Here is a 17,735-nt window from a genome sequence, read left to right on the forward strand (position 1 = left end):
TCGAACTCCGCCTGTCACGCAACCAGATGACGTTGCTTTGGCACCCCGCGGAAAGCAGGTCTTACCAGCCCATTCTGAGAGCTCCTGCAAGAAAGCAGGCCGCTTACATTTGGCACCCGAGAAAGCGCCTCTACTTCGATTCATAGTCAAGCCCTCCTCGCGCCAGACAATCCAATGGTTTGCCCAGTTCAAGCAAACCGAGCTTCTTCAATTGAGCTTATCAAATTAGGCGAAATTTTTCAACAAAACGCTGTTAAGAATAGATTTTTGAAAGCACCAGAAATAAAAAAGGCCTGGTGTTTTGTTGAGTTAGGCTTCGCCTAATTCAACAACGGTCAGGTCGCAAGAATAGATGGGCTTGCCTGCCAAGGATAAATCCAAGAATTTAATCCTTCCTCGCACAAAAAGCTTCAGTTGGATCTGACGCAATCGGATGGTGCTTTGGCATCAAATCTGACCGTTAACGCCACCAATTCAGGTCGGTGATTCGCGAAAACATGGATGCTGCAAGGACGCATTCCCGGGGAGACGCACTGGGCTCCCGCTTCCACAAGAGGTGGTGGCAACGAACGAGTTTTGACATTTTCAAATATTCAAAATGACTATTGGTGTTAAACCCAACTTGGAAGGCTGTGCCGTATCCGCAACAGGCGTGTTATGTCGACTAAAAGTTGAATTCTTTCTTCAATTACGGGCTTGATTTCAGCATCGACTTCGGTTTTGTATGTCTCCCCATGACAAACACGTTCCAACATAACAAACGCGTTCAAATACCGGTCTCGTAACTTCCGGTACATTGGGATGCTTGTGCAAGAGCTCAACGTTTAGAGCCGCTTTGTCAGACAAGAAATCCGATGGAAACGTTTGATTTATGGTGGGCTAATAGATGTCTTTCCAAAAGTACTCACAACTGTTCCAGAGCAGTAGCGCCATTGTCTTCGATTTGGCCTGCGCTCTGACCGCATACTTAAGCTCTCGGTTCCTCACTCGAATAGGCGCCTGATCCCAGCGGGAAAACCGTTTGTTTCAGGCATTTATTTGATTTCCGAGTCCGAAGAGGGATTGTCTCTTTGGTTCCCTCGGACGCTATGAGGATACTGAAGATCCCATGACTCACGACGTAACCGACCACGATTCGTGGAACTACTCGCCACACAAAACACCTAAAGCTCCAAACATTAAACTCGGGGATATTCACGGTGTCTTGCCCTTTGACGGCGTAAGGAACCCCGGCGCGCGCAGTGCAACCTCACACAAAGTTTGGTTCCCCTACCAGACGCCCGCAAACGATTGGAAACCAAAAGTTGCAATTTGTGAGAGCGCAGCCGAAGCGGCCGTCGCCCTCGATGCCCTGATCACACCAAACGTGCACGACGTGAGCTTTCAACCGCTCACGGTCCATTATCAGCTCGATGGAAAGCGGAGGCAGTACACACACGATCTCCTGATTACTTTTAACAACGGCTATCGTCGCCTCTTGTTCGTCCGGAATGATGCAAGTCTGGGAAAACCAAAAACACAGCGTGAAATCCGAGCTATTGAAGAGATGACACCTCGAAATGCGGCCAACGATCTCAAAGTCGTCAACGCGTTGGATTTCCCAAGGCAAAAACGAGAAAACCTCTTCAGAATGCATGCATTCCTCCAGGATCCCGACCCTGAGGCAGATGATCTTGTGATCGCCACAGCTCGCAGCTTGAGCGAACTCTGGCAAATGAAAGACCTTTTCCCTCATGTGGACTTGCCCCAAAAGCGGATCTTTCGTGCCTGCTATCGCCTTGTAGCCCGCCGTCAGATGCTTGCCGATCTTAACAACGTCTTCTTGGAAACATCCCGGGTCGAGGTGGCGCCATGACTCTCCACGCTCGGTACAATTACGCTCCCGGTACTCGTGTGTCGCTCGGGACCGGAACCTCGGAACTTCTTGGGAAGACACAAGAAGGATACGAGTTGATGGACAGTGAGACCGGGGAAGTTGGTATTATCCCGTTTTCAACCTTCACAGAGCTTTTGAAAAAATCGGAAATCGACATCTCCGATGGCGGTTTCGCAACAAACGTTGTCTCGCTTCGGCAGGGTGGCCGCCAAGTCGCGGAGCAGTTTTCGGCAAGGTCAAAAAAGAACGGTGAGTTTCACTACGCAATTAGCGTTGCCTCGGCCGAGCTGCGTCGGGAGATCAGAAAAAATACAGGAAACTTTAACTACCAGCTTAAAATTCGAGATTTGGACGAGCCAGAGAACCGTAAGTATATCGCCAAAGTAGCCAGCAAGCACTTCCAGAATACTGTTCGGACCACAAAGTCTCGAGGTGGCCAAAACACTGATTGGGTTCTTTACGACGGTCGCACACTGCGGAAATATCTGAAGATTTTTGACTCAGCAGGATCTGAGGACGATCTCATCGCGCTCCTCGCTACACGCGAACACCAGAAAGGGAATCGCAGTCCGAGAATTGACGAACCCGTCAAACAACTCATGACCCAAGCATGGGACACCTTTGGGCTCGACTCAAAGGGCCTCAGTGTAGCCAACGTATGGGACTATCTCGCCACGCTTATTCATGACGAAAACAAGCTACGCAGAAGCAATAAGCTCAAAGAACTCCCTCTCCCTTCTCAAAAAACCCTCAAAGCACATCGAGACTATCTCCTTTTGCCGACTGAAGTGATGGTTGCGATGAAAGGTGAAAACTACACCCGCAACAAACGCGGCCGTGGAAGTACGGACATCCGCGCACTTCTGGTTGGCGAAATGGCGTACATTGATGAGTGCAAGCTTTCGCTGATCACTACAGCAAAAGAACGAGGTTTCTGGGAGCGCTTGTCTGACGAAGACAGGATGGCGCTGGAGAAAATTGACGAGTTCGTTCAACAACGCTTGCACCTGTTGCTCATGATCGACGTTGCTTCGAGTATGCCGCTGGCTTGGGTGTTGAGCGACAAACCAAAAGCGGAGGCCACACTTGCTCTTTTGAGAATGGCAACACGTGACAAGACCCGCGAAAAAATCAAGTACGGTTGCCAAGGAGACCCTGCTCCGGCCATGGGCATTGGGAGCATCATGTCGGACAATGGTTCCGGTCTGCGAAATAAGGTCGTGATTGGCGCGGCCCTGGGATTGGGATCTAGATACGTCGTAGGTAGAACCTATGCCTCGACGGACAGGACCAATGTGGAGCGAAGCTTCGGCACGCTTGAGTCCCAAGTCATTAAACTGATCCACGGCTATACCGGCAGAAGGCCAGGCGAGCTGCCTTCATACGATGCAAACGCAAACGGGGTGTTGGTCACCGAAGAGTTGTACGGCATCTTGACCCGCTATTTTATCGATGAATACCCTTCGCGGCGCCACATGGGGATTGGCATGGGCGGCCGCAGGCCCGCAGAGGTCCTCAAAGAACTCAACGAAACTCGCGGTTTGTTTCATCCAATCGATGAAGACACGCGTCGTATTCATCTGGGATTGAAGCAATCGCTCACGCCCACCGATGAGGGGGTAAGGGCTTTTTCCGGCATCTGGTACAACTCGGATGAGTTTCAGCGCGCTGTTGACCGCCATCCCAAAACAAAGGTCTCGGTTTTCATTGACCCGGATAACCTTACGCATGCCACTGCCGTTATCCCCAATGAAGGGCAAGTGTTTCGGCTTCGTCTCCAAATTACAGCGTTCGCAGATCTGACGCTGTCTGAAGTATTCGAGTTGCTTCAAGCCCACCGCAGGGAGAATCCGGACGTTTCTGAGATTTATGAGGATCGCATTATCGCGACGAGAAAGAAGTTCTACGCCGAACTTAATAAGATCGGTGTCGAGCACGGTCTTTCCAGGAGTTACTCGACAATCGAAGAGTTGAAAGCGATGGGCGAACGAATGTTTAGCGGTGCTCGCGTAGTTCCCTCACCAAGGAAGGCTCCAACACTCCAATCCGGCGAAATCAGTGCAGGAACCGACAATCCGGAGGAGTTTTCCTTGGGTAGCGGCCTGAGGGCGAAAGTGACCGGTGATGCCCCCGGATTGGATGCCTCAGTGCCAGGTCGGATCACTCACAAAGCGGCCGACACGCCTCAAGACGCTGCGGCCACCGAGAAAACAAAACTGACATCAAAGAACGACAAGAACCGTCCTATGGGTCGGCCCAAGAAGAAAGGAAAATTCGCGTGAGCTTTATCAACCCAGACAGGTTCAAAATTGTAGATCAATTGAAAAGAAATCACCTTGTCTTCCCTCGCGCGGAAGAACTGAAGACCGCGTTCACCAAGTGCCTAGAATACCAATTCATCAGCCAAAAGAATGATTGCGTGGAGGCGCGTGGCCTGGTGGTCACCGGCAACTCGAGAGTCGGGAAATCCCGAGAGCTAAAGAAGCTGATTGGCGACTTCAATGCGAGCAAGACACAGATGCCCGACGGTAGACCTGCGAAAATCGTCAGTTGCGTTCTTTCTGGTCGTGTGAGCTTCAAAGACCTTGGCGTCAAAACGCTCTCAGCGCTAGGGTATGAGGTCCAAAGGGCTCGTACACAAGAATACATCTGGGAGCGAGTGTTGGATCAAGCTCAGGGCCAGGGCGTTGTGGGCATCCACTACGATGAATGCCAGCACGTGTTTGCTGCCGGCGCGAAATCGAACGCGGTATTTCTGGACAGCTTCAAATCCATGATGAAAGAGCCCCGCTGGCCCTTGATGTTGATCCTTTCCGGGGTGCCCACATTGTTCGAATACGTACGCTCCTACGAACAACTCGACGCGCTTGTGGACCCCGTTCACTTCGATGAAATCAGACTTAAGCGTGATAAAGATGAACTTCGCGAGCTTTTGTTCGCCTACGCGGACGAAGCGGAAATTGACATCTTCCAACTGGTAACGATGGACTTTCTAAGTCGACTGGACTTTGCTTGTGCTCATCGATGGGGCCTTGTCATCGAACTGTTGATTGACACCCTCACCAAAGCAAAACTAGAGGGTAAAAGCGAACTCAAGCTGGAAGACTTCGCTGAACAGTTTGCACTACGTACAGGCACGACAAAGCAGTATTCTCCGTTCACGGAGCCAGATTATGTCGAGGCATTCGATGCCCAGAGAATGCTCAAATTGAGCGAATAGTCTGTATCTGATTAAAACAAGTCTGCTAATTGGAAGGCATGCTGCTCTTGCATTCGGCGGGTCGCAGCCCTTAACGGACACTCGCAACAAGGCTTTGCGTTTCCGGATTTGGACCAAAAGGCGTCAGAGATTGATGGGAGGTGTCGTCACACTGGTTAGCGTCGCCGTTGCAAGCAGGATCAGGACAACAGCCATCATCTCCATCGAAATCGACCGACGGAGCGCGATAGTCGCACCACGCTTCTCAGCCCTGAGAGCCGGAACGAGTTTCAACTTGTTCAGCGCCGCGATGCCAAGAAGGGCGGAAACGATCACGACCTTGACCAAAAGCACCAATCCATAGGCCGTTCCGAACAAGGCGGCCAGTGAGCCCGAAAGCAGCCATGCGAGTGCCGCGCCCGCAACAATCAGGACGGCAACTCCGTAAGCAGCGACATTGCCAAAGTGGTGCAGTAGATCGGCCCCAGTTGGAGTGAGCGCCGCTTTGCGCAAAGGCAGGAGAGCACCGACCCAAAACGCGGCAGCCAGTAAATGCAGAACCAGCAAGATTGCGAGAGCCGCCCTGGGCTCTCCGAGCGAGTGTCCCACCTGAGCAAAGGAAATCGCTATGGCAAGGCTGCCCGCCAAAGCGATCCACCGCCCGACGCGCGGGAGCAGAATTGCCAGTATCGCGAGTTCACCCATTCCTTGCCAAATCGCGGCGGTGCCAAGTGGACTGTCCCAGACAAAGCCAAGCATCATTGGGTCCGTCGCGCCCTCAAAGCCCATTCCGGATATCCGCGCCGCTCTGATGCCGAAACGCAAAGCCAGAACGGCGAGACCGAGAAGCGCCGCACCGACCGCGAGGTGACGTGCGAGGCGCAAAACGGTCGCCTCGGCGCGCGTGGCAAAGAGAACGGTGAACAGGACGCTGCCCATCGCCAGCAGCGCCGCACCGTAGCCAAGTGCTTTCGCCAAAATGGCCAAGACGACAACACCGTCAATGGGGGCCAGTCCGGTCACTCAGCGACCGTGAAAGAAAAGCTGCCCTGCATCGGGTGGCCGTCTGAAGCCATACCTCGCCAGTCGAAGCGGTAGCTCCCGGGTGCAAGCTCCTCCAAAGGCATAGCCCGGAATTCTGTGGCGGGATCCATACCCGTTTCGCGGTCAATTTCGACATCGCCATCGGGTGAGGTCAGCGTGACCGAGATGATGCGCATCGGATCATCGAACCGCATGGAAAGCTCCGGCACGTCCGTGACAGTCGCGCCGTCAGCCGGTGTCGTTTCTTCGGACTTGGAATGCGCGGCCGCAAGTATTGGAGCCATTACTACGACCAAGCCGATAAGAGTTTGTTTGATCATCTGAGTTATCCCCTATTCGGACTGGGCATTCAGCTCGTCGTGGTACTCACGAAGATCATTGGGCCAGGTTGACTTGATAAAAGAAAGGACCGCTATGATTTCGTCATCGCTGAGCACACCTTCATAGACCGGCATACTGGTTGGGGGCGCATTTTCCATCAGTCCGGCCAGGCCAAATTTGGTCAAGGTGAAGAGTGTTTCATCATCGTGGTGCCACGTATGCCCTTTGGCATCATGCGGCGGTGCTGGTAGCAAACCATCCTCGCCGCGTATCCGCCAGTTTGGCTGTCCTTCAAGGTTCTCACCGTGGCAGGCAGCACATTGTGCCGCGTAAATATCTTGGCCAGTGGCGACAACTTCCGCGTCATCAGGTGTTAAAAGACCGACCGCTTCCGAGGCTTGGGCCAGAACGAACGCTACGGTGAAACCGGCGAGCGCAAGCCCACCGGTAACCAAGAGTGTTGTGCGCACTACCATCAGGTGTCGAACGGCTGAGCTGTGCCCGCGCGGTAGTACACCGTTCCGGTCCCAGCCTCTCCCCCAAATGCAACGACGTCGTAGCGGGCGGACGCATCGTCGCCCATACCTGGAGAGCCCATTGGCATGCCAGGAACAGCTAGCCCTGTGATGCCAGGCCGATCCCTCAACACGGCTTCCAGTGCTTCGAACGGCACATGGCCTTCGAAGACATAACCATCGGCTTCAACGGTGTGACAGGATGCGAGGTTCAGCGGGATACCCCGCGCTGACTTCTGTGCCTCAGGGTCGGTCAGATCCTCAACGGTTACGGCGTAGCCACGTGCGCGAGCCAAGTCGGCCCAGGCGTGACAACATCCGCAACCTGGTGAGCTGAGCACGTGCATTGGAGTGCCTGCACGGACGGGGAGAGCGGTCGCGATGAAAGCAGTTGCAGACAGTGTGGTGAAGTGACGACGTGTGATCATGTCTGTCGGTCCTTTGATGTGAAAATTGAACGGATTGCGGGCGGGCGCCCGTTGCCGTTCAGGCTTTCGGAGGACCGGTGGGGACGCTCAGTGCGAGGCCCGAAAAATCGGAAGCAGCGTGCGTCACACCACCAACTGTGATCACCAATGGAGCAATCGGCGAAATCCCCACCGTGGCGACAAGATCACCAAAACAGGATGCTGAACCCATGCCGCTGGTGGTGTCGCAACAATCCGCAACAGCTTTCTCGGCATTAGCCAACGGATCGTCGTCCGCCACTTGAGCATGATGACCAGAATGATCCGATCCATGGATCAAGCCATGCTTCACCGACGCTGCGGATGCGCCAGAGAATGCAACAACAAGAAGTATCGACAGGATCAAGCGAAACATACCAAATATCTACTGGGGGTATATAGTTTTGACAAGTTACGAGGATGTGCCGAAGCAAACGATCCTAGTTGCATCCATTGAAGTTGCCCCACATCTCTGGATCCGGCCCGTCTAGAGCGGTGGTACATGAATCATCTGAAATTCCGGTAAAACTGAATTTTGACTGACCTGCGTGTTAGTCAGCAACGGTAAGATCAGCAGGTAGGCGTTTAGCCCAAGGTGTTGCCGGTGATGAAGGTGTACGAACTTTCCACCAGATCGATGACGACATCCAGCTCTTCTGGTGTGGTCGGAGTATAGATCATGACAAAGCCGCTCCACCCAGGGCGTTGATCGGCCCAAGGGTGCGCTACGGCCCAGCCGGCCTCAATTGCCCGCCGCGCCATTGCCGGGTCGAGCGAGGCGTGCAAGCTGCCATCAGGATGCATATGCGCAAACTCAAACCCACCGACGATAGAGTTCGGTTGAGACAACAACATGTCGGGATCAAGCTGAAAACCAGTCGCGCCAGGAAGCGATATGCGTGTTGGGCCAAGCGTGACCCCTGGGAATTGCGCAACTCGCTCCAGCAATAGCTGGGCCAAATCGGCATTAATTTCGACACCAATTTGAGTATGCGGTACGCCGCTTGTTGTTTCGGGACGGGGCGAGGAGCGCTCCGGCAAGGAGCGCTCTTGCGCGGACGCCATCGAGCACATCAATGCCACTACCGTCACGGCAACCGTCAATGTTCTCATGTGTACATTCATCGTGTTGACCATCCGCCAATCAAAAAGATTGAGTGCTGAGCACCGTATCGGTGCCCTTGCACACTTCACTCAGCCTTTAACGCTTCGATATTGATTAAGAGCTCTATCTCGTCGCTCACCGCTGGTGCAAACGCCCCAAGTCCGAATTCAGACCGCACGATAGTCGCCGTGGCTTCCAGCCCCAAGGTCGGCGTGCCCTCCTTTTCGCCAAACGGGTATGGCGCTGACTTGTTAAGCGTTGTTTCCAGAACAACAGGTTTGGTGACGCCATTCATGGTCAGGTCGCCAGAAATATTCGCGCTATTGTCCCCGGTCACTTCAATGCTGGTTGAGGCGAATGTGACCACATCACCGTCACTCGCGCTGAAAAAGTCATCGGACATGAAGTGTTGCAGACGGGCATCCCAGCCCGTGATCATGGATTTTACAGGCATAGACACCGTGACAGATGACGCAGACGGATCATCTTCGCTGAACTCTATCTCGCCGCTAAAACCTGAGAACATTCCAAACGTTTCTGAGAACCCGATGTGGTCGTAGCTGAACAATACCTGGCTGTGCCCAGGATCCAGCTCGTAGGTGCCACTCTCGGACAATGCGGTTGTCGCGCCCATCGATAAGAGTACCGCCAGCGGGGTTGCTGCCACTTTGAACATTGATACGCTCCCATTTTGACAAGACGTGTTTGTGGAATTGAGTTTTGGGATTTAGGTTTTGGCCGACCATACTTTTAGGACAAAATGTTCTACTATGCAACAAAATGTTCTATAGGAGGAGTGATTGAAAGAAGATCCCAGGCTGATCGCCACACGGCAGGCCGCGCTTGATGCTGCGCAAAGGATACTGATGGATGAAGGCGTGCTGCACGTAACTCATGGCGCAGTATCAAAGGCAACGCGCATTTCGCGCAGTACACTTTACAGGCACTGGCCAGATGCGCGCAGTCTGCGTGATGCAGCATTCCGGCGCATCGCAACACCGCCGAACATACCACCCAAAACCGATGGGCCGCTGCGATCTGACTTGCGCTGGTTACTCGGTGTACTGATGGGAGCCTTGAATGACACACCGTGGGGCCAAATCGCGCCTCAGGTGGTCGCTGCTGCGTCCACCGACGAAGAAGCGCGGTTGGTGATCACTGAATTCATGAAAGACAGGTTCGCAAGTGTTGAAGCAGTATTTGCAGCAGCAATAGATCGTGGTGAGATCACCGCCGACGTTCCGGTTGACCAGCTCATAGAACTGGCAATCGCGGCACCTTATTTCCGCAAGCTCATTCGTTACGAGGCACTGGACGAGGATTGGTTGGATCGACATGTTGATCTGCTTTGCAGTATCGCGAAATCCAATCCTGGACGGTGAGAATCGCCTGAAATTGCAAACGAAGCGGCCAATAAACATAACAGTTTCCAAGATCGCAGTATGACTACGTTTGCCGCTTGACATCAGCACGTCGCAGGGTCAATTCGAAGCGTTCCCCACAACGTTGACGACTGCACCCTGATTTGTCGCTGCCGCTAATTCACAATGCAACATGAACACCTTTGAGTTCAGTGTCGCCCACGGCAATGTCGACTTTCGGGAACCGGCCAAACATTGCAATGTCCAGTATCCTCCTCGGATGCGCCTTTCGCTGACTTGCAAATAAGTGACTTGAAGCAGCCCAAACTGAACCTTCTCACCCAAGCATTGCAATTTAGTAAACTCGCAACGAAGCGGCATCTAGACTATTTCCGCCCAAAAACCGCTTCCAAAACGCGATCCCCCAAACTGACTTGGTAATGTCAGGTTCAATGCGGGCGTCACGCGTACCAATGCTGCCCGATTAGTCCGTTGCAAAGCAATAAAACAGACCTGCCCCGCCTGAACGTGGCAGATGTTCCTCTCCGCAACCGCGCGAGCCGTGCGATGAGTTCCAGGATATCATGTTTCGAGCATCGTTGAGACCTACACGATCATGGTGCCCGACAATCGCAGATCCATCTTCACTATTCGAAGTCCAGTTACTGCATGTTGTGTCGCCTCCTGCCGTCGAGAAGTATCCCGCGGAATCGGAGCCGGTCAGAATGTCGTGTTTGTTTGGCTGACTGCCACGCCCATTGACAGGGTTACCATTTTCGTCGAGCGCGGTCTGTAGATTAATGTTCACGCTGTTGCTGTGCAGGTCCTCAACGTTGTTGGCGATGAGCTCTCCGTTGGCATTGTACCACGGACCCGATCCGATCCGGTCGCGAGCAGAAACGCCATTGGTGATTGTCATTGGGTCGGTGCTGCGATCAATGGACATTGAGGTGCTCAGATAGGCCGCAAAAGTCTTGGTAGAACCGGTCGCGGAAGCAAGCGCATTGCAATGAGCATCGGCGCCTTCGAGGCCGCCTAGATTTGCACCGTCCCCCTTGCCCACACTAGTGATGAAAAACGACATCTCCTCGCCTGCCGATTGCGCGTGTGCAGTCGCAGCGATACAGCAGATTACGAGTGCAACAACCCCATGAGCAGTTTTTCTGTTGGTGAACTTCGACATGTGTGTCTCCCTTCGTACTGTTTGATCACAGATGCTAGCTCTATGTAACCATCAGGTCCATCCAAGCAACGGATGTATGACACTATGGTGCTGGAGCCATTCACTACAGCCGGTCGTGCATGACCGACCCTGTGGCCCTATTCATTATTACCCAACTCCTGTCTTACGTGTTAAGTACGGGCGCTCACCTGTTCCCAGGATCATTTGTAACGATTGACTAAGGGTCGTGACGGAATGACACAAAAAATCGCTCTTTGGTCCATTCCGATATCCATTGCGGTACTGGCTCTAAAACTGTTGGCTTGGTGGCTGACAGGCTCGGTGGCATTGCTGTCGGACGCAATGGAATCTACCGTGAATGTCGTTGCGGCGTTGCTGGCATACTTCGCAGTTCGGGTTGCCAATAAACCCCCTGATGAAAACCACCCCTTTGGTCACAAAAAAGCCGAGTATCTTTCTGCCGTCGTCGAGGGCGTACTGATTGTGCTGGCGGCGTTCTTGATCATCAGAGAAGCTGTGCTGGCGCTCCCAAACCCGCATCTTGAGGATGCACCGCTGCTTGGAATCGTCGTCAATGTTATTGCAACGGGTGTGAATGGCGCATGGGCTTACCTATTGCTCAAAATCGGCAGGCGCGAGGGTTCGCCTGCATTGGAGGCAAGCTCCCGGCACATTTTTACAGATGTCATGACTTCAGTTGGTGTCATTGCAGGTCTGATACTGGCGCTTGTCACCGGCTGGCTGATCCTCGATCCGATTCTGGCAATTCTCGTTGCACTGAACATCTTGTGGGAGGGTTGGAAAGTTATTCGGTCGTCCATCGATGGCCTGATGGATGTGAGCCTGTCGGAACATGACTTGCAGACTGTTTCTAATGCAATCGAAGCAAACCTCGGCACAGCCTTAGAGTATCACGACCTCAAAGGGCGCAGATCCGCGAATGTCATCTTCGTGGAGTTTCATCTTGTTGTGGACGGCACAATGCCAGTCAGCGCGGCGCATGATATTTGCAATGACATCGAGGAAGAATTGGATCGTTTGTATCCGGGTTCCGTCTTTGTCATTCACCTCGAACCTGATGACGAGTTGAGGGGTGACGGGGTTTATTCCCACTAAACTGGTCAAATGGGTCAGCAAAACTCTATTAGTATGACTGATCTGACTAAGACGTTCGGCTTGAAATTCGTCAGACCTAAGCCCGATGTGGGAAAGCCGAACCAGAAGTAACCTGTCTTCAATGTCACGACGCGTGATGATCAGAATTGGAGGCGAAAATGAAAATTCAAAGAAAGCTGGGTCAACTTCTTAGTACAGCGGCGTTGGCTTCGTTGATTGCGGCGACGCCTTATGTGCCAGCGTTCGATGCCGATGGTCGCTTACATTTTGAACCGTCATATGCCTTTGCCAAGAGCGGCAAGGGGAAAGACGGGGATGGTCGCGACGATGATCGGGATGATGATCGTGACGACGACAGAGATGATGATCGGGACGACAACTCGGGGTCGGGTAGTAGCGGCCGTGGTGGTGACCGGGACGATGATCGTGATGACGATAGAGACGATGATCGCGACGACGACCGAGATGATGATCGTGACGACAATTCAGGGTCAGGCAAAAGTGGTCGCGACGATGACGATGACGATGACGACTCGAAACGCTCCAATAGAGGCAGCGGAAAGAAGGACCGGTCTCAAGCAGGGGGCAAACCGTCGCGTTCGGCTGGGGTAACAAAGGTCGAAACAAACGCTAATGGCATTGAAGTACGTTACGCCGACGGAACCAAGGAGGAGATCGAAAACGGGCGGTATGAGAGAAAGAATGCGCAGAACCGAACTGTTGAGGAGCGCCCTGCGACCGGTGCTGACGTCTCAAGGCTTCGGTCTTTGGCGAATGGTATCTCAATCGACAGCGTGCGTTCTTCTGGGCAAGGCGGCACTACTGGAAGTCGGCCCACGAAAATCGAACGCCAGGGCAACAATATCGAAGTAAACTATGCCAATGGGTGGAAAGAGGAGATCGAGTTTGGGCGCTACGAGTTGAAAGACCCGTACAACCGGACTGTTGTTGAGAGAAATGCAACGGCCTCTGATCGCCAGAGGTTACAATCGGTTGCCAATTGAACAGCAACACCAGTCGATAATCTGTTGGCGGCTTCTCATAGAGAGGGGCCGCCATCGTCGATAAAGAGACCGCTGTTAATCTCCCTTGTTCCAAACATCATGGGCAATGAGCGCGGCCTCTACCCGATTTCGCGCATGAAGCTTGGACAGGATTGCCGTCATGTAGTGCTTCACGGTCTTTTCCTGAAGGTCTAACTCGTCAGCGATTTCACGATTACTCAGTCCTTTGGCTACACGTCTCAGTATTTCTTCCTCACGATGCGTAAGGTCATCGAGAATGCTGCTGTTTATAGACATGCCGCTGTCAGCATTGATTTGCAGCAATACTCGCGAGGCCAAGCCCGGAGAAACGAACCCTTCACCTGCGGCGATGCTGCGTAGGGAAGCGGTCAATTCGCTCGCGGTTACTCCCTTCACAATGTACCCAATCGCGCCCGCCTCTAAGGCGTCCGCGACATCGCTGCTGTTCTCTGAGACCGTCAAGATTGCAATGACGGGTGGATTTGCCATTGCCGCAATTTTACGTGTCGCATTTATTCCACCGCCGGGCATAGAAAGGTCAAGAATAGCTATGTCCGGCTGATGCGTGCCGACCAGCGATACTGCCTCTTCAGCGTTGGACCCAGCGGCCAAAACTTCGAAACCATCAGCTTCATCTAACGTGCGTTGCAAACCATCCCTAAATATCGGGTGATCATCAGCTATTACGACGGATGTAGTCATGATGTGCCTAACTTTCTGGGAAAGAGTGTCATAGCAATGGTGGTGCCTTCGCCCGGTCTCGATACGACTTCGAACTTGCCACCAATACTCTCGACCCGATCTCGCAAGCCCATAAGCCCCTGGCCACCATCGTCTCGCAACGCGGTTTCTTCTGACCTGTCAAATCCAGGTCCGTCGTCTTTGACCTTTACAACTATGCGGTCGTTCTGCGCCTCAGAGATAACCGTGCACTTGGAAGCTGGAGCATATCTTGCGGCATTGGAAAGCGTTTCCTGAAGGAACCGAAAAACGCACAGCTTGTCCGACAATGACAACTCTGGGGCCTGGCTACCTTGGAATGAAATATCTGGTCGCAACGGGCTGTGTTCGGCATGATCCTCTACGGCTCTCTTTACAACATCGACGAATGACAGGCTGTCGATATCTGGCGCGGACAGCCCTCGCGATATTGCACGAATCTCAGCAAGAGATTTTTGCAAAGACTGCTGAATTTCTTCTGCCTCCATAGGCCTTTCGGACTCTTCGGAAAACGCCGCCTCCAGTCTAAGAGCGGCGAGCGACAGGTACTGCGCAGGACCATCATGTAGCTCGGCACCGAGTTTCTTGAGGAACCGATCTGTTTGCGTAGCATATCTTTCTGACGCCTCGACTACACGCGACCGCAGCCGGGCATTCTGCTCGGCCATCCTCTCACTTTCTGTCAGGCGCTGTTTAAGAAGAGCCCCCTGTCGTCGAATTGTTTTGTCACCAATTGCGACGATGGAATACAGAACAATAGTACTTGCCAGAAATGCGGAACCGACGACCAACCAACTTGTTCGCCTGGCCTTGGCCAAATCTATCTCCAGCTGATCGGCTCTTTCGTAGAACTCCGCAACTGCGATGATTTCGCCGGACCAGAGTTCGCGGATGGGGCTGTAAACTTCAAGTAATGGTATCCCCAATGCCGCCTCGGCGGCGCTCTCGGCATGATCAAGCTCTTCGAAAGAGCCGGAGATATCACCGCTCCACGCCCGCCTTAAGTCATCCGTTGGATTGAAACGGTTTCCAATGATGTCTGTATCCGAGGCATGCGCAATCACACCGCCTTGCTTCCAGAATTTGTAGGAGACGATGCGGTCACGCATTGGCTGGGTCATAAAAATCTCGTCCAGCGCCAGGCTCGCCTGCTCAGAAATGCGGTCGCCATGAGCCAATTCCTGGCTGAGCGGGGATACTACGCTTTCCATATATAGAGCCGCAGAGTTGGCGGAGTTTTGCACGACTGCGTTCTGGATTCGATTTGACACCCAGACCCCGACAATTGCGGTAGCAGTGCCCATCACAACGATGCTGGCCGCAAGAAACACTCGCGACAACGACCAATTGCCAATCGTCAGGTCAGTTACTTTCACTCTCATCGTGAAATCGACTATGAACTACAATCTGTTACCGCACCACAGACCTTGGTCTGACGCGATCTGACCAAATCTCAGATACTTTGATTCCACCCAGTGGCCAGAGTCAGATATCATCCATCGTTCTCAGTCTTTGCAGCATCGGGCATTGAACGTTTCCGCTATCACAATTGGCCGTAAGCTCACTCAAGGCGTGCTCCAGACGTCTGAGCTCATCAATCTTGCTTCTAACGCTGGCAATGTGTGTCTCGGCCAGTTCTTTCACTGATCGGCAGTCTTCGGCACTTCCTTCTGACAACTCCAAAAGCGCTTTTGCGTCTGAGAGAGGAAACCCCAGGTCGCGGCATTTCTTCAAAAATCGAAGTCTTCCAACATCGCTTGCTGAATAGAGGCGGCGATTGTTCAGAGCTCGCGCGGGTCTCGGTACGATACCTTCGCGCTCGTAATAGCGGATGGTTTCTATTCCAACCCCGCTTTGCCGAGAAGCCTCTCCTATCGCAATCATGTGAAGTGCCTCCGCTTGATCCTGTAGTTACTACAGGAGTTATACGCTCTGAATGCCGGTGCCTCAACACATTCAAATCGAGTACCCAGGGAGCGAAAGATGAAGAAGTATTTGACCCTCAGCTACCTGGGATCGGTTTCCGCTCTGGGAGTTGCGACATGCTGTGTTCTTCCAATGGCCATGATGTTGCTCGGCTTGGGTGGCAGTTGGTTGGCGATATTCGGAAAAATAGCGGCAGCAAGCTACTATGTTCTCGCCATCTCAACAGCGCTGATCGCGGTTTCGTGGTTCGTAGCGCATCGAAACGGGACGTTGGCAAACCTGAAATGGTGGCTTGTCGGAAGCACGGCGATCACCGCGCTGGCATGGGTCATCGTGTTCAATGAGGCTCAAATCAACGATTATCTAATCATGCAGATGTGAGACAATGACAAAACAAACTGTGGTGCTGGATAGCACTTTGACCTGCCCTCGGTGTGGGCACGTTGAAATCGAGAAAATGCCAACTGACTCGTGCCAGTGGTTTTATGAATGCAAATCATGCAAAGCAGTCTTGAAGCCTTTAGAAGGCGATTGCTGTGTTTTTTGTTCCTACGCAACTGTCCCGTGCCCGCCAATTCAAGTAGGCAGTTCGTGCTGCGGTTAAAGGCAAAATCAGCTTCCAAAGATCAGTGTTCGTGACGGCACAGATCATGGTCGGCGAGTGAAGCAAGCACGTAGCAGTGCTCTGAAACCCCATCTCCACTACAGCCTTTTGAAATCCGGTTCAGCTCTTTCTCAAGTGCGCGGAGCCTTTTGATTTTTGCCCGGACCTCCGAGAGCTGAGCGGCTGCTATATCGGTTGCGGCTTTGCACGAGCGATCCGGATGGCCTTGTAAATCGATCAGTTCAGATATCGCCTCCAGCGAGAACCCAAGGTCACGCGCGTGCTTGATGAAACTAAGGCGTTCCATTCCCGCCGCATCGTAACGCCGCTGATTGCCTTCGGTGCGTTCTGGCGCACTGAGCAGCCCCATTTCCTCATAGTAACGAATGGTCGGAATCTTGACCTTTGTGCGCTTGGACAAGTCACCAATCGAAAACATCAAATTACCCCTTGAACCTCTAGTCACTAGAGACACTACACTATGCTAAAGACAGATTCAAAGAGGCCTAACTATGTCTGGATGTTGTGGACACGGCGCTAAGTTTGACGGCGCTTCAGATGATTACAAAAGGCGATTGTGGATCGTCATTGCGCTCAATGCCACAATGTTCGTGGTCGAGATGACCGCAGGGTACTATGCGAAATCTCAGGCACTACAGGCCGATGCACTCGACTTTTTGGGAGATGCCCTGACCTATGGCATTTCTCTGGCTGTAATTGGTGCGTCGATCCGTGCACGCACAAATGCTGCTTTAGCCAAAGGTCTCAGCCTTTTTCTGGTGGGTTCATGGGTGCTCGGATCGACAGTTTATCGCGTGTTCTACGTCGGAGTTCCTGAGGCTGAAATCATGGGGGTGGTGGGGTTCCTTGCTCTGCTTACTAACCTTGCCAGTGTTCTTCTGCTCGTCAGGTACAAAGATGGAGACGCGAATGTCCGCTCCGTCTGGCTTTGTTCCCGCAATGACGCCATCGGGAACGTGGCAGTGATGTTTGCCGCTCTCGGCGTTTGGGGCACAGCCACAGGATGGCCCGACCTCATCGTCGCGACGATCATGGCAGGTTTGTTTTTGTCGTCATCTGTGCAAATTGTGCGCCAAGCTCTGGCGGAGCGGCGTGATAGCAAGTTCCATCAACAGATTAGCGCCTAGCCGAACGAAGCTCCTGACGCCAAATTGAGCCAGAGCAAGAATATTGTTTTGTAAGGCGTCAGCCTACGAAGTTTGACCAAGTTTTTTGTCGACTTTAGCGCTGCGGCACTGGTTCCGGCATCTTTTTTGTTTGAGAACATCCCTAA

At 52.9% G+C, this 17,735-nt stretch carries 21 protein-coding genes; 9 read left to right on the forward strand and 12 right to left on the reverse strand.

The window, feature by feature from the left end:
* Positions 1–1,108: 1,108 nt before the first annotated feature.
* The 3 genes from GOX73_RS17235 (at position 1,109) to GOX73_RS17245 (ending at position 5,096) form a co-directional block, all read left to right on the forward strand.
* Complete coding sequence (locus GOX73_RS17235) at positions 1,109–1,855, forward strand: hypothetical protein (protein ID WP_171135025.1); 747 nt, start codon at positions 1,109–1,111, stop codon at positions 1,853–1,855.
* Positions 1,856–1,953: 98 nt separating this feature from the next.
* The gene (locus GOX73_RS17240) at positions 1,954–4,158 is read left to right on the forward strand and encodes a DDE-type integrase/transposase/recombinase (protein WP_171135026.1); all 2,205 of its coding nucleotides are present in this window, start codon (positions 1,954–1,956) and stop codon (positions 4,156–4,158) included.
* Positions 4,155–5,096: a TniB family NTP-binding protein gene (locus GOX73_RS17245; RefSeq protein ID WP_171135027.1), complete on the forward strand. Its 942-nt coding sequence runs from the start codon at positions 4,155–4,157 to the stop codon at positions 5,094–5,096. The genes GOX73_RS17240 and GOX73_RS17245 overlap by 4 nt, the downstream gene beginning before the upstream one ends.
* A 123-nt stretch (positions 5,097–5,219) precedes the next feature.
* Here the strand turns inward: GOX73_RS17245 and GOX73_RS17250 are convergent, their stop codons facing one another.
* The 7 genes from GOX73_RS17250 to GOX73_RS17280 all read right to left on the reverse strand — a co-directional run bounded on the left by GOX73_RS17250 (position 5,220) and on the right by GOX73_RS17280 (position 9,182).
* Positions 5,220–6,098: a CopD family protein gene (locus GOX73_RS17250; RefSeq protein WP_171135028.1), complete on the reverse strand. Its 879-nt coding sequence runs from the start codon at positions 6,096–6,098 to the stop codon at positions 5,220–5,222.
* Positions 6,095–6,439: a copper resistance CopC family protein gene (locus GOX73_RS17255; RefSeq protein WP_254429232.1), complete on the reverse strand. Its 345-nt coding sequence runs from the start codon at positions 6,437–6,439 to the stop codon at positions 6,095–6,097. The genes GOX73_RS17250 and GOX73_RS17255 overlap by 4 nt, the downstream gene beginning before the upstream one ends.
* Positions 6,440–6,451: 12 nt before the next feature.
* Positions 6,452–6,916: a cytochrome c gene (locus GOX73_RS17260; RefSeq protein WP_170494997.1), complete on the reverse strand. Its 465-nt coding sequence runs from the start codon at positions 6,914–6,916 to the stop codon at positions 6,452–6,454.
* On the reverse strand, positions 6,916–7,383 hold the full coding sequence (locus GOX73_RS17265) for a DUF411 domain-containing protein (RefSeq protein WP_171135029.1): 468 nt from the start codon (positions 7,381–7,383) through the stop codon (positions 6,916–6,918). The genes GOX73_RS17260 and GOX73_RS17265 overlap by 1 nt, the downstream gene beginning before the upstream one ends.
* A 58-nt stretch (positions 7,384–7,441) precedes the next feature.
* Positions 7,442–7,777: a hypothetical protein gene (locus GOX73_RS17270; protein ID WP_171135030.1), complete on the reverse strand. Its 336-nt coding sequence runs from the start codon at positions 7,775–7,777 to the stop codon at positions 7,442–7,444.
* Positions 7,778–7,986: 209 nt separating this feature from the next.
* Positions 7,987–8,538, reverse strand: coding sequence for a luciferase family protein (locus GOX73_RS17275; protein WP_170494991.1), 552 nt, complete (start codon positions 8,536–8,538; stop codon positions 7,987–7,989).
* Between the two features lie 53 nt (positions 8,539–8,591).
* Positions 8,592–9,182 carry a YceI family protein gene (locus GOX73_RS17280; protein ID WP_171135031.1) on the reverse strand — a complete coding sequence of 197 codons (591 nt, stop codon included), beginning with the start codon at positions 9,180–9,182 and terminating at the stop codon, positions 8,592–8,594.
* Positions 9,183–9,306: 124 nt separating this feature from the next.
* On the opposite strand from GOX73_RS17280, the gene GOX73_RS17285 reads away from it, so the two are divergent.
* Entirely contained in the window at positions 9,307–9,888 is a 582-nt protein-coding gene (locus tag GOX73_RS17285; protein WP_171135032.1) for a TetR-like C-terminal domain-containing protein, read from the forward strand.
* A 463-nt stretch (positions 9,889–10,351) separates the two neighbouring features.
* Here the strand turns inward: GOX73_RS17285 and GOX73_RS17290 are convergent, their stop codons facing one another.
* Complete coding sequence (locus GOX73_RS17290) at positions 10,352–11,050, reverse strand: hypothetical protein (protein WP_170494982.1); 699 nt, start codon at positions 11,048–11,050, stop codon at positions 10,352–10,354.
* Between the two features lie 234 nt (positions 11,051–11,284).
* On the opposite strand from GOX73_RS17290, the gene GOX73_RS17295 reads away from it, so the two are divergent.
* Complete coding sequence (locus GOX73_RS17295) at positions 11,285–12,166, forward strand: cation diffusion facilitator family transporter (RefSeq protein ID WP_171135033.1); 882 nt, start codon at positions 11,285–11,287, stop codon at positions 12,164–12,166.
* A gap of 158 nt (positions 12,167–12,324) precedes the next feature.
* Positions 12,325–13,170, forward strand: a complete 846-nt coding sequence (locus GOX73_RS20630; RefSeq protein ID WP_174825704.1) for a hypothetical protein — start codon at positions 12,325–12,327, stop codon at positions 13,168–13,170.
* Positions 13,171–13,245: 75 nt separating this feature from the next.
* Here GOX73_RS20630 and GOX73_RS17305 read toward each other — a convergent pair whose 3' ends face one another.
* The 3 genes from GOX73_RS17305 to GOX73_RS17315 form a co-directional block, all read right to left on the reverse strand.
* Entirely contained in the window at positions 13,246–13,893 is a 648-nt protein-coding gene (locus tag GOX73_RS17305; RefSeq protein ID WP_170762969.1) for a response regulator transcription factor, read from the reverse strand.
* Positions 13,890–15,287, reverse strand: a complete 1,398-nt coding sequence (locus tag GOX73_RS21060) for a sensor histidine kinase (RefSeq protein ID WP_170641761.1) — start codon at positions 15,285–15,287, stop codon at positions 13,890–13,892. The genes GOX73_RS17305 and GOX73_RS21060 overlap by 4 nt, the downstream gene beginning before the upstream one ends.
* 109 nt (positions 15,288–15,396) lie before the next feature.
* On the reverse strand, positions 15,397–15,795 hold the full coding sequence (locus GOX73_RS17315; protein WP_170724271.1) for a MerR family transcriptional regulator: 399 nt from the start codon (positions 15,793–15,795) through the stop codon (positions 15,397–15,399).
* 99 nt (positions 15,796–15,894) lie between these two features.
* Here GOX73_RS17315 and GOX73_RS17320 point away from each other — a divergent pair, with 99 nt between their 5' ends.
* Complete coding sequence (locus GOX73_RS17320; RefSeq protein WP_170724270.1) at positions 15,895–16,218, forward strand: hypothetical protein; 324 nt, start codon at positions 15,895–15,897, stop codon at positions 16,216–16,218.
* Between the two features lie 4 nt (positions 16,219–16,222).
* A complete protein-coding gene (locus GOX73_RS20815) occupies positions 16,223–16,441 on the forward strand; it encodes a GDCCVxC domain-containing (seleno)protein (RefSeq protein WP_254429233.1) in 219 nt (72 codons plus the stop codon).
* 22 nt (positions 16,442–16,463) lie between these two features.
* On the opposite strand, the gene GOX73_RS17325 is transcribed toward GOX73_RS20815, so the two are convergent.
* Positions 16,464–16,880, reverse strand: a complete 417-nt coding sequence (locus GOX73_RS17325) for a helix-turn-helix domain-containing protein (protein ID WP_170492529.1) — start codon at positions 16,878–16,880, stop codon at positions 16,464–16,466.
* Positions 16,881–16,953: 73 nt separating this feature from the next.
* On the opposite strand from GOX73_RS17325, the gene GOX73_RS17330 reads away from it, so the two are divergent.
* Positions 16,954–17,589, forward strand: coding sequence for a cation transporter (locus tag GOX73_RS17330; RefSeq protein WP_171135034.1), 636 nt, complete (start codon positions 16,954–16,956; stop codon positions 17,587–17,589).
* Positions 17,590–17,735 lie beyond the last annotated feature (146 nt).

This window comes from Ruegeria sp. HKCCD7221, from assembly GCF_013031225.1.
GTDB lineage: Bacteria > Pseudomonadota > Alphaproteobacteria > Rhodobacterales > Rhodobacteraceae > Ruegeria.

Coding starts and splice junctions, on each gene's coding strand:
- GOX73_RS17275 (WP_170494991.1), bottom strand. CDS start 8,538: ATGGTCAACACGATGAATGTACACATGAGAACATTGACGGTTGCCGTG.
- GOX73_RS17255 (WP_254429232.1), bottom strand. CDS start 6,439: ATGATCAAACAAACTCTTATCGGCTTGGTCGTAGTAATGGCTCCAATA.
- GOX73_RS17290 (WP_170494982.1), bottom strand. CDS start 11,050: ATGTCGAAGTTCACCAACAGAAAAACTGCTCATGGGGTTGTTGCACTC.
- GOX73_RS17235 (WP_171135025.1), top strand. CDS start 1,109: ATGACTCACGACGTAACCGACCACGATTCGTGGAACTACTCGCCACAC.
- GOX73_RS20630 (WP_174825704.1), top strand. CDS start 12,325: ATGAAAATTCAAAGAAAGCTGGGTCAACTTCTTAGTACAGCGGCGTTG.
- GOX73_RS17240 (WP_171135026.1), top strand. CDS start 1,954: ATGGACAGTGAGACCGGGGAAGTTGGTATTATCCCGTTTTCAACCTTC.
- GOX73_RS17320 (WP_170724270.1), top strand. CDS start 15,895: ATGAAGAAGTATTTGACCCTCAGCTACCTGGGATCGGTTTCCGCTCTG.
- GOX73_RS17330 (WP_171135034.1), top strand. CDS start 16,954: ATGTCTGGATGTTGTGGACACGGCGCTAAGTTTGACGGCGCTTCAGAT.
- GOX73_RS17280 (WP_171135031.1), bottom strand. CDS start 9,182: ATGTTCAAAGTGGCAGCAACCCCGCTGGCGGTACTCTTATCGATGGGC.
- GOX73_RS17295 (WP_171135033.1), top strand. CDS start 11,285: ATGACACAAAAAATCGCTCTTTGGTCCATTCCGATATCCATTGCGGTA.
- GOX73_RS17315 (WP_170724271.1), bottom strand. CDS start 15,795: ATGATTGCGATAGGAGAGGCTTCTCGGCAAAGCGGGGTTGGAATAGAA.
- GOX73_RS17325 (WP_170492529.1), bottom strand. CDS start 16,880: ATGTTTTCGATTGGTGACTTGTCCAAGCGCACAAAGGTCAAGATTCCG.
- GOX73_RS17260 (WP_170494997.1), bottom strand. CDS start 6,916: ATGGTAGTGCGCACAACACTCTTGGTTACCGGTGGGCTTGCGCTCGCC.
- GOX73_RS17265 (WP_171135029.1), bottom strand. CDS start 7,383: ATGATCACACGTCGTCACTTCACCACACTGTCTGCAACTGCTTTCATC.
- GOX73_RS20815 (WP_254429233.1), top strand. CDS start 16,223: ATGACAAAACAAACTGTGGTGCTGGATAGCACTTTGACCTGCCCTCGG.
- GOX73_RS17305 (WP_170762969.1), bottom strand. CDS start 13,893: ATGACTACATCCGTCGTAATAGCTGATGATCACCCGATATTTAGGGAT.
- GOX73_RS17270 (WP_171135030.1), bottom strand. CDS start 7,777: ATGTTTCGCTTGATCCTGTCGATACTTCTTGTTGTTGCATTCTCTGGC.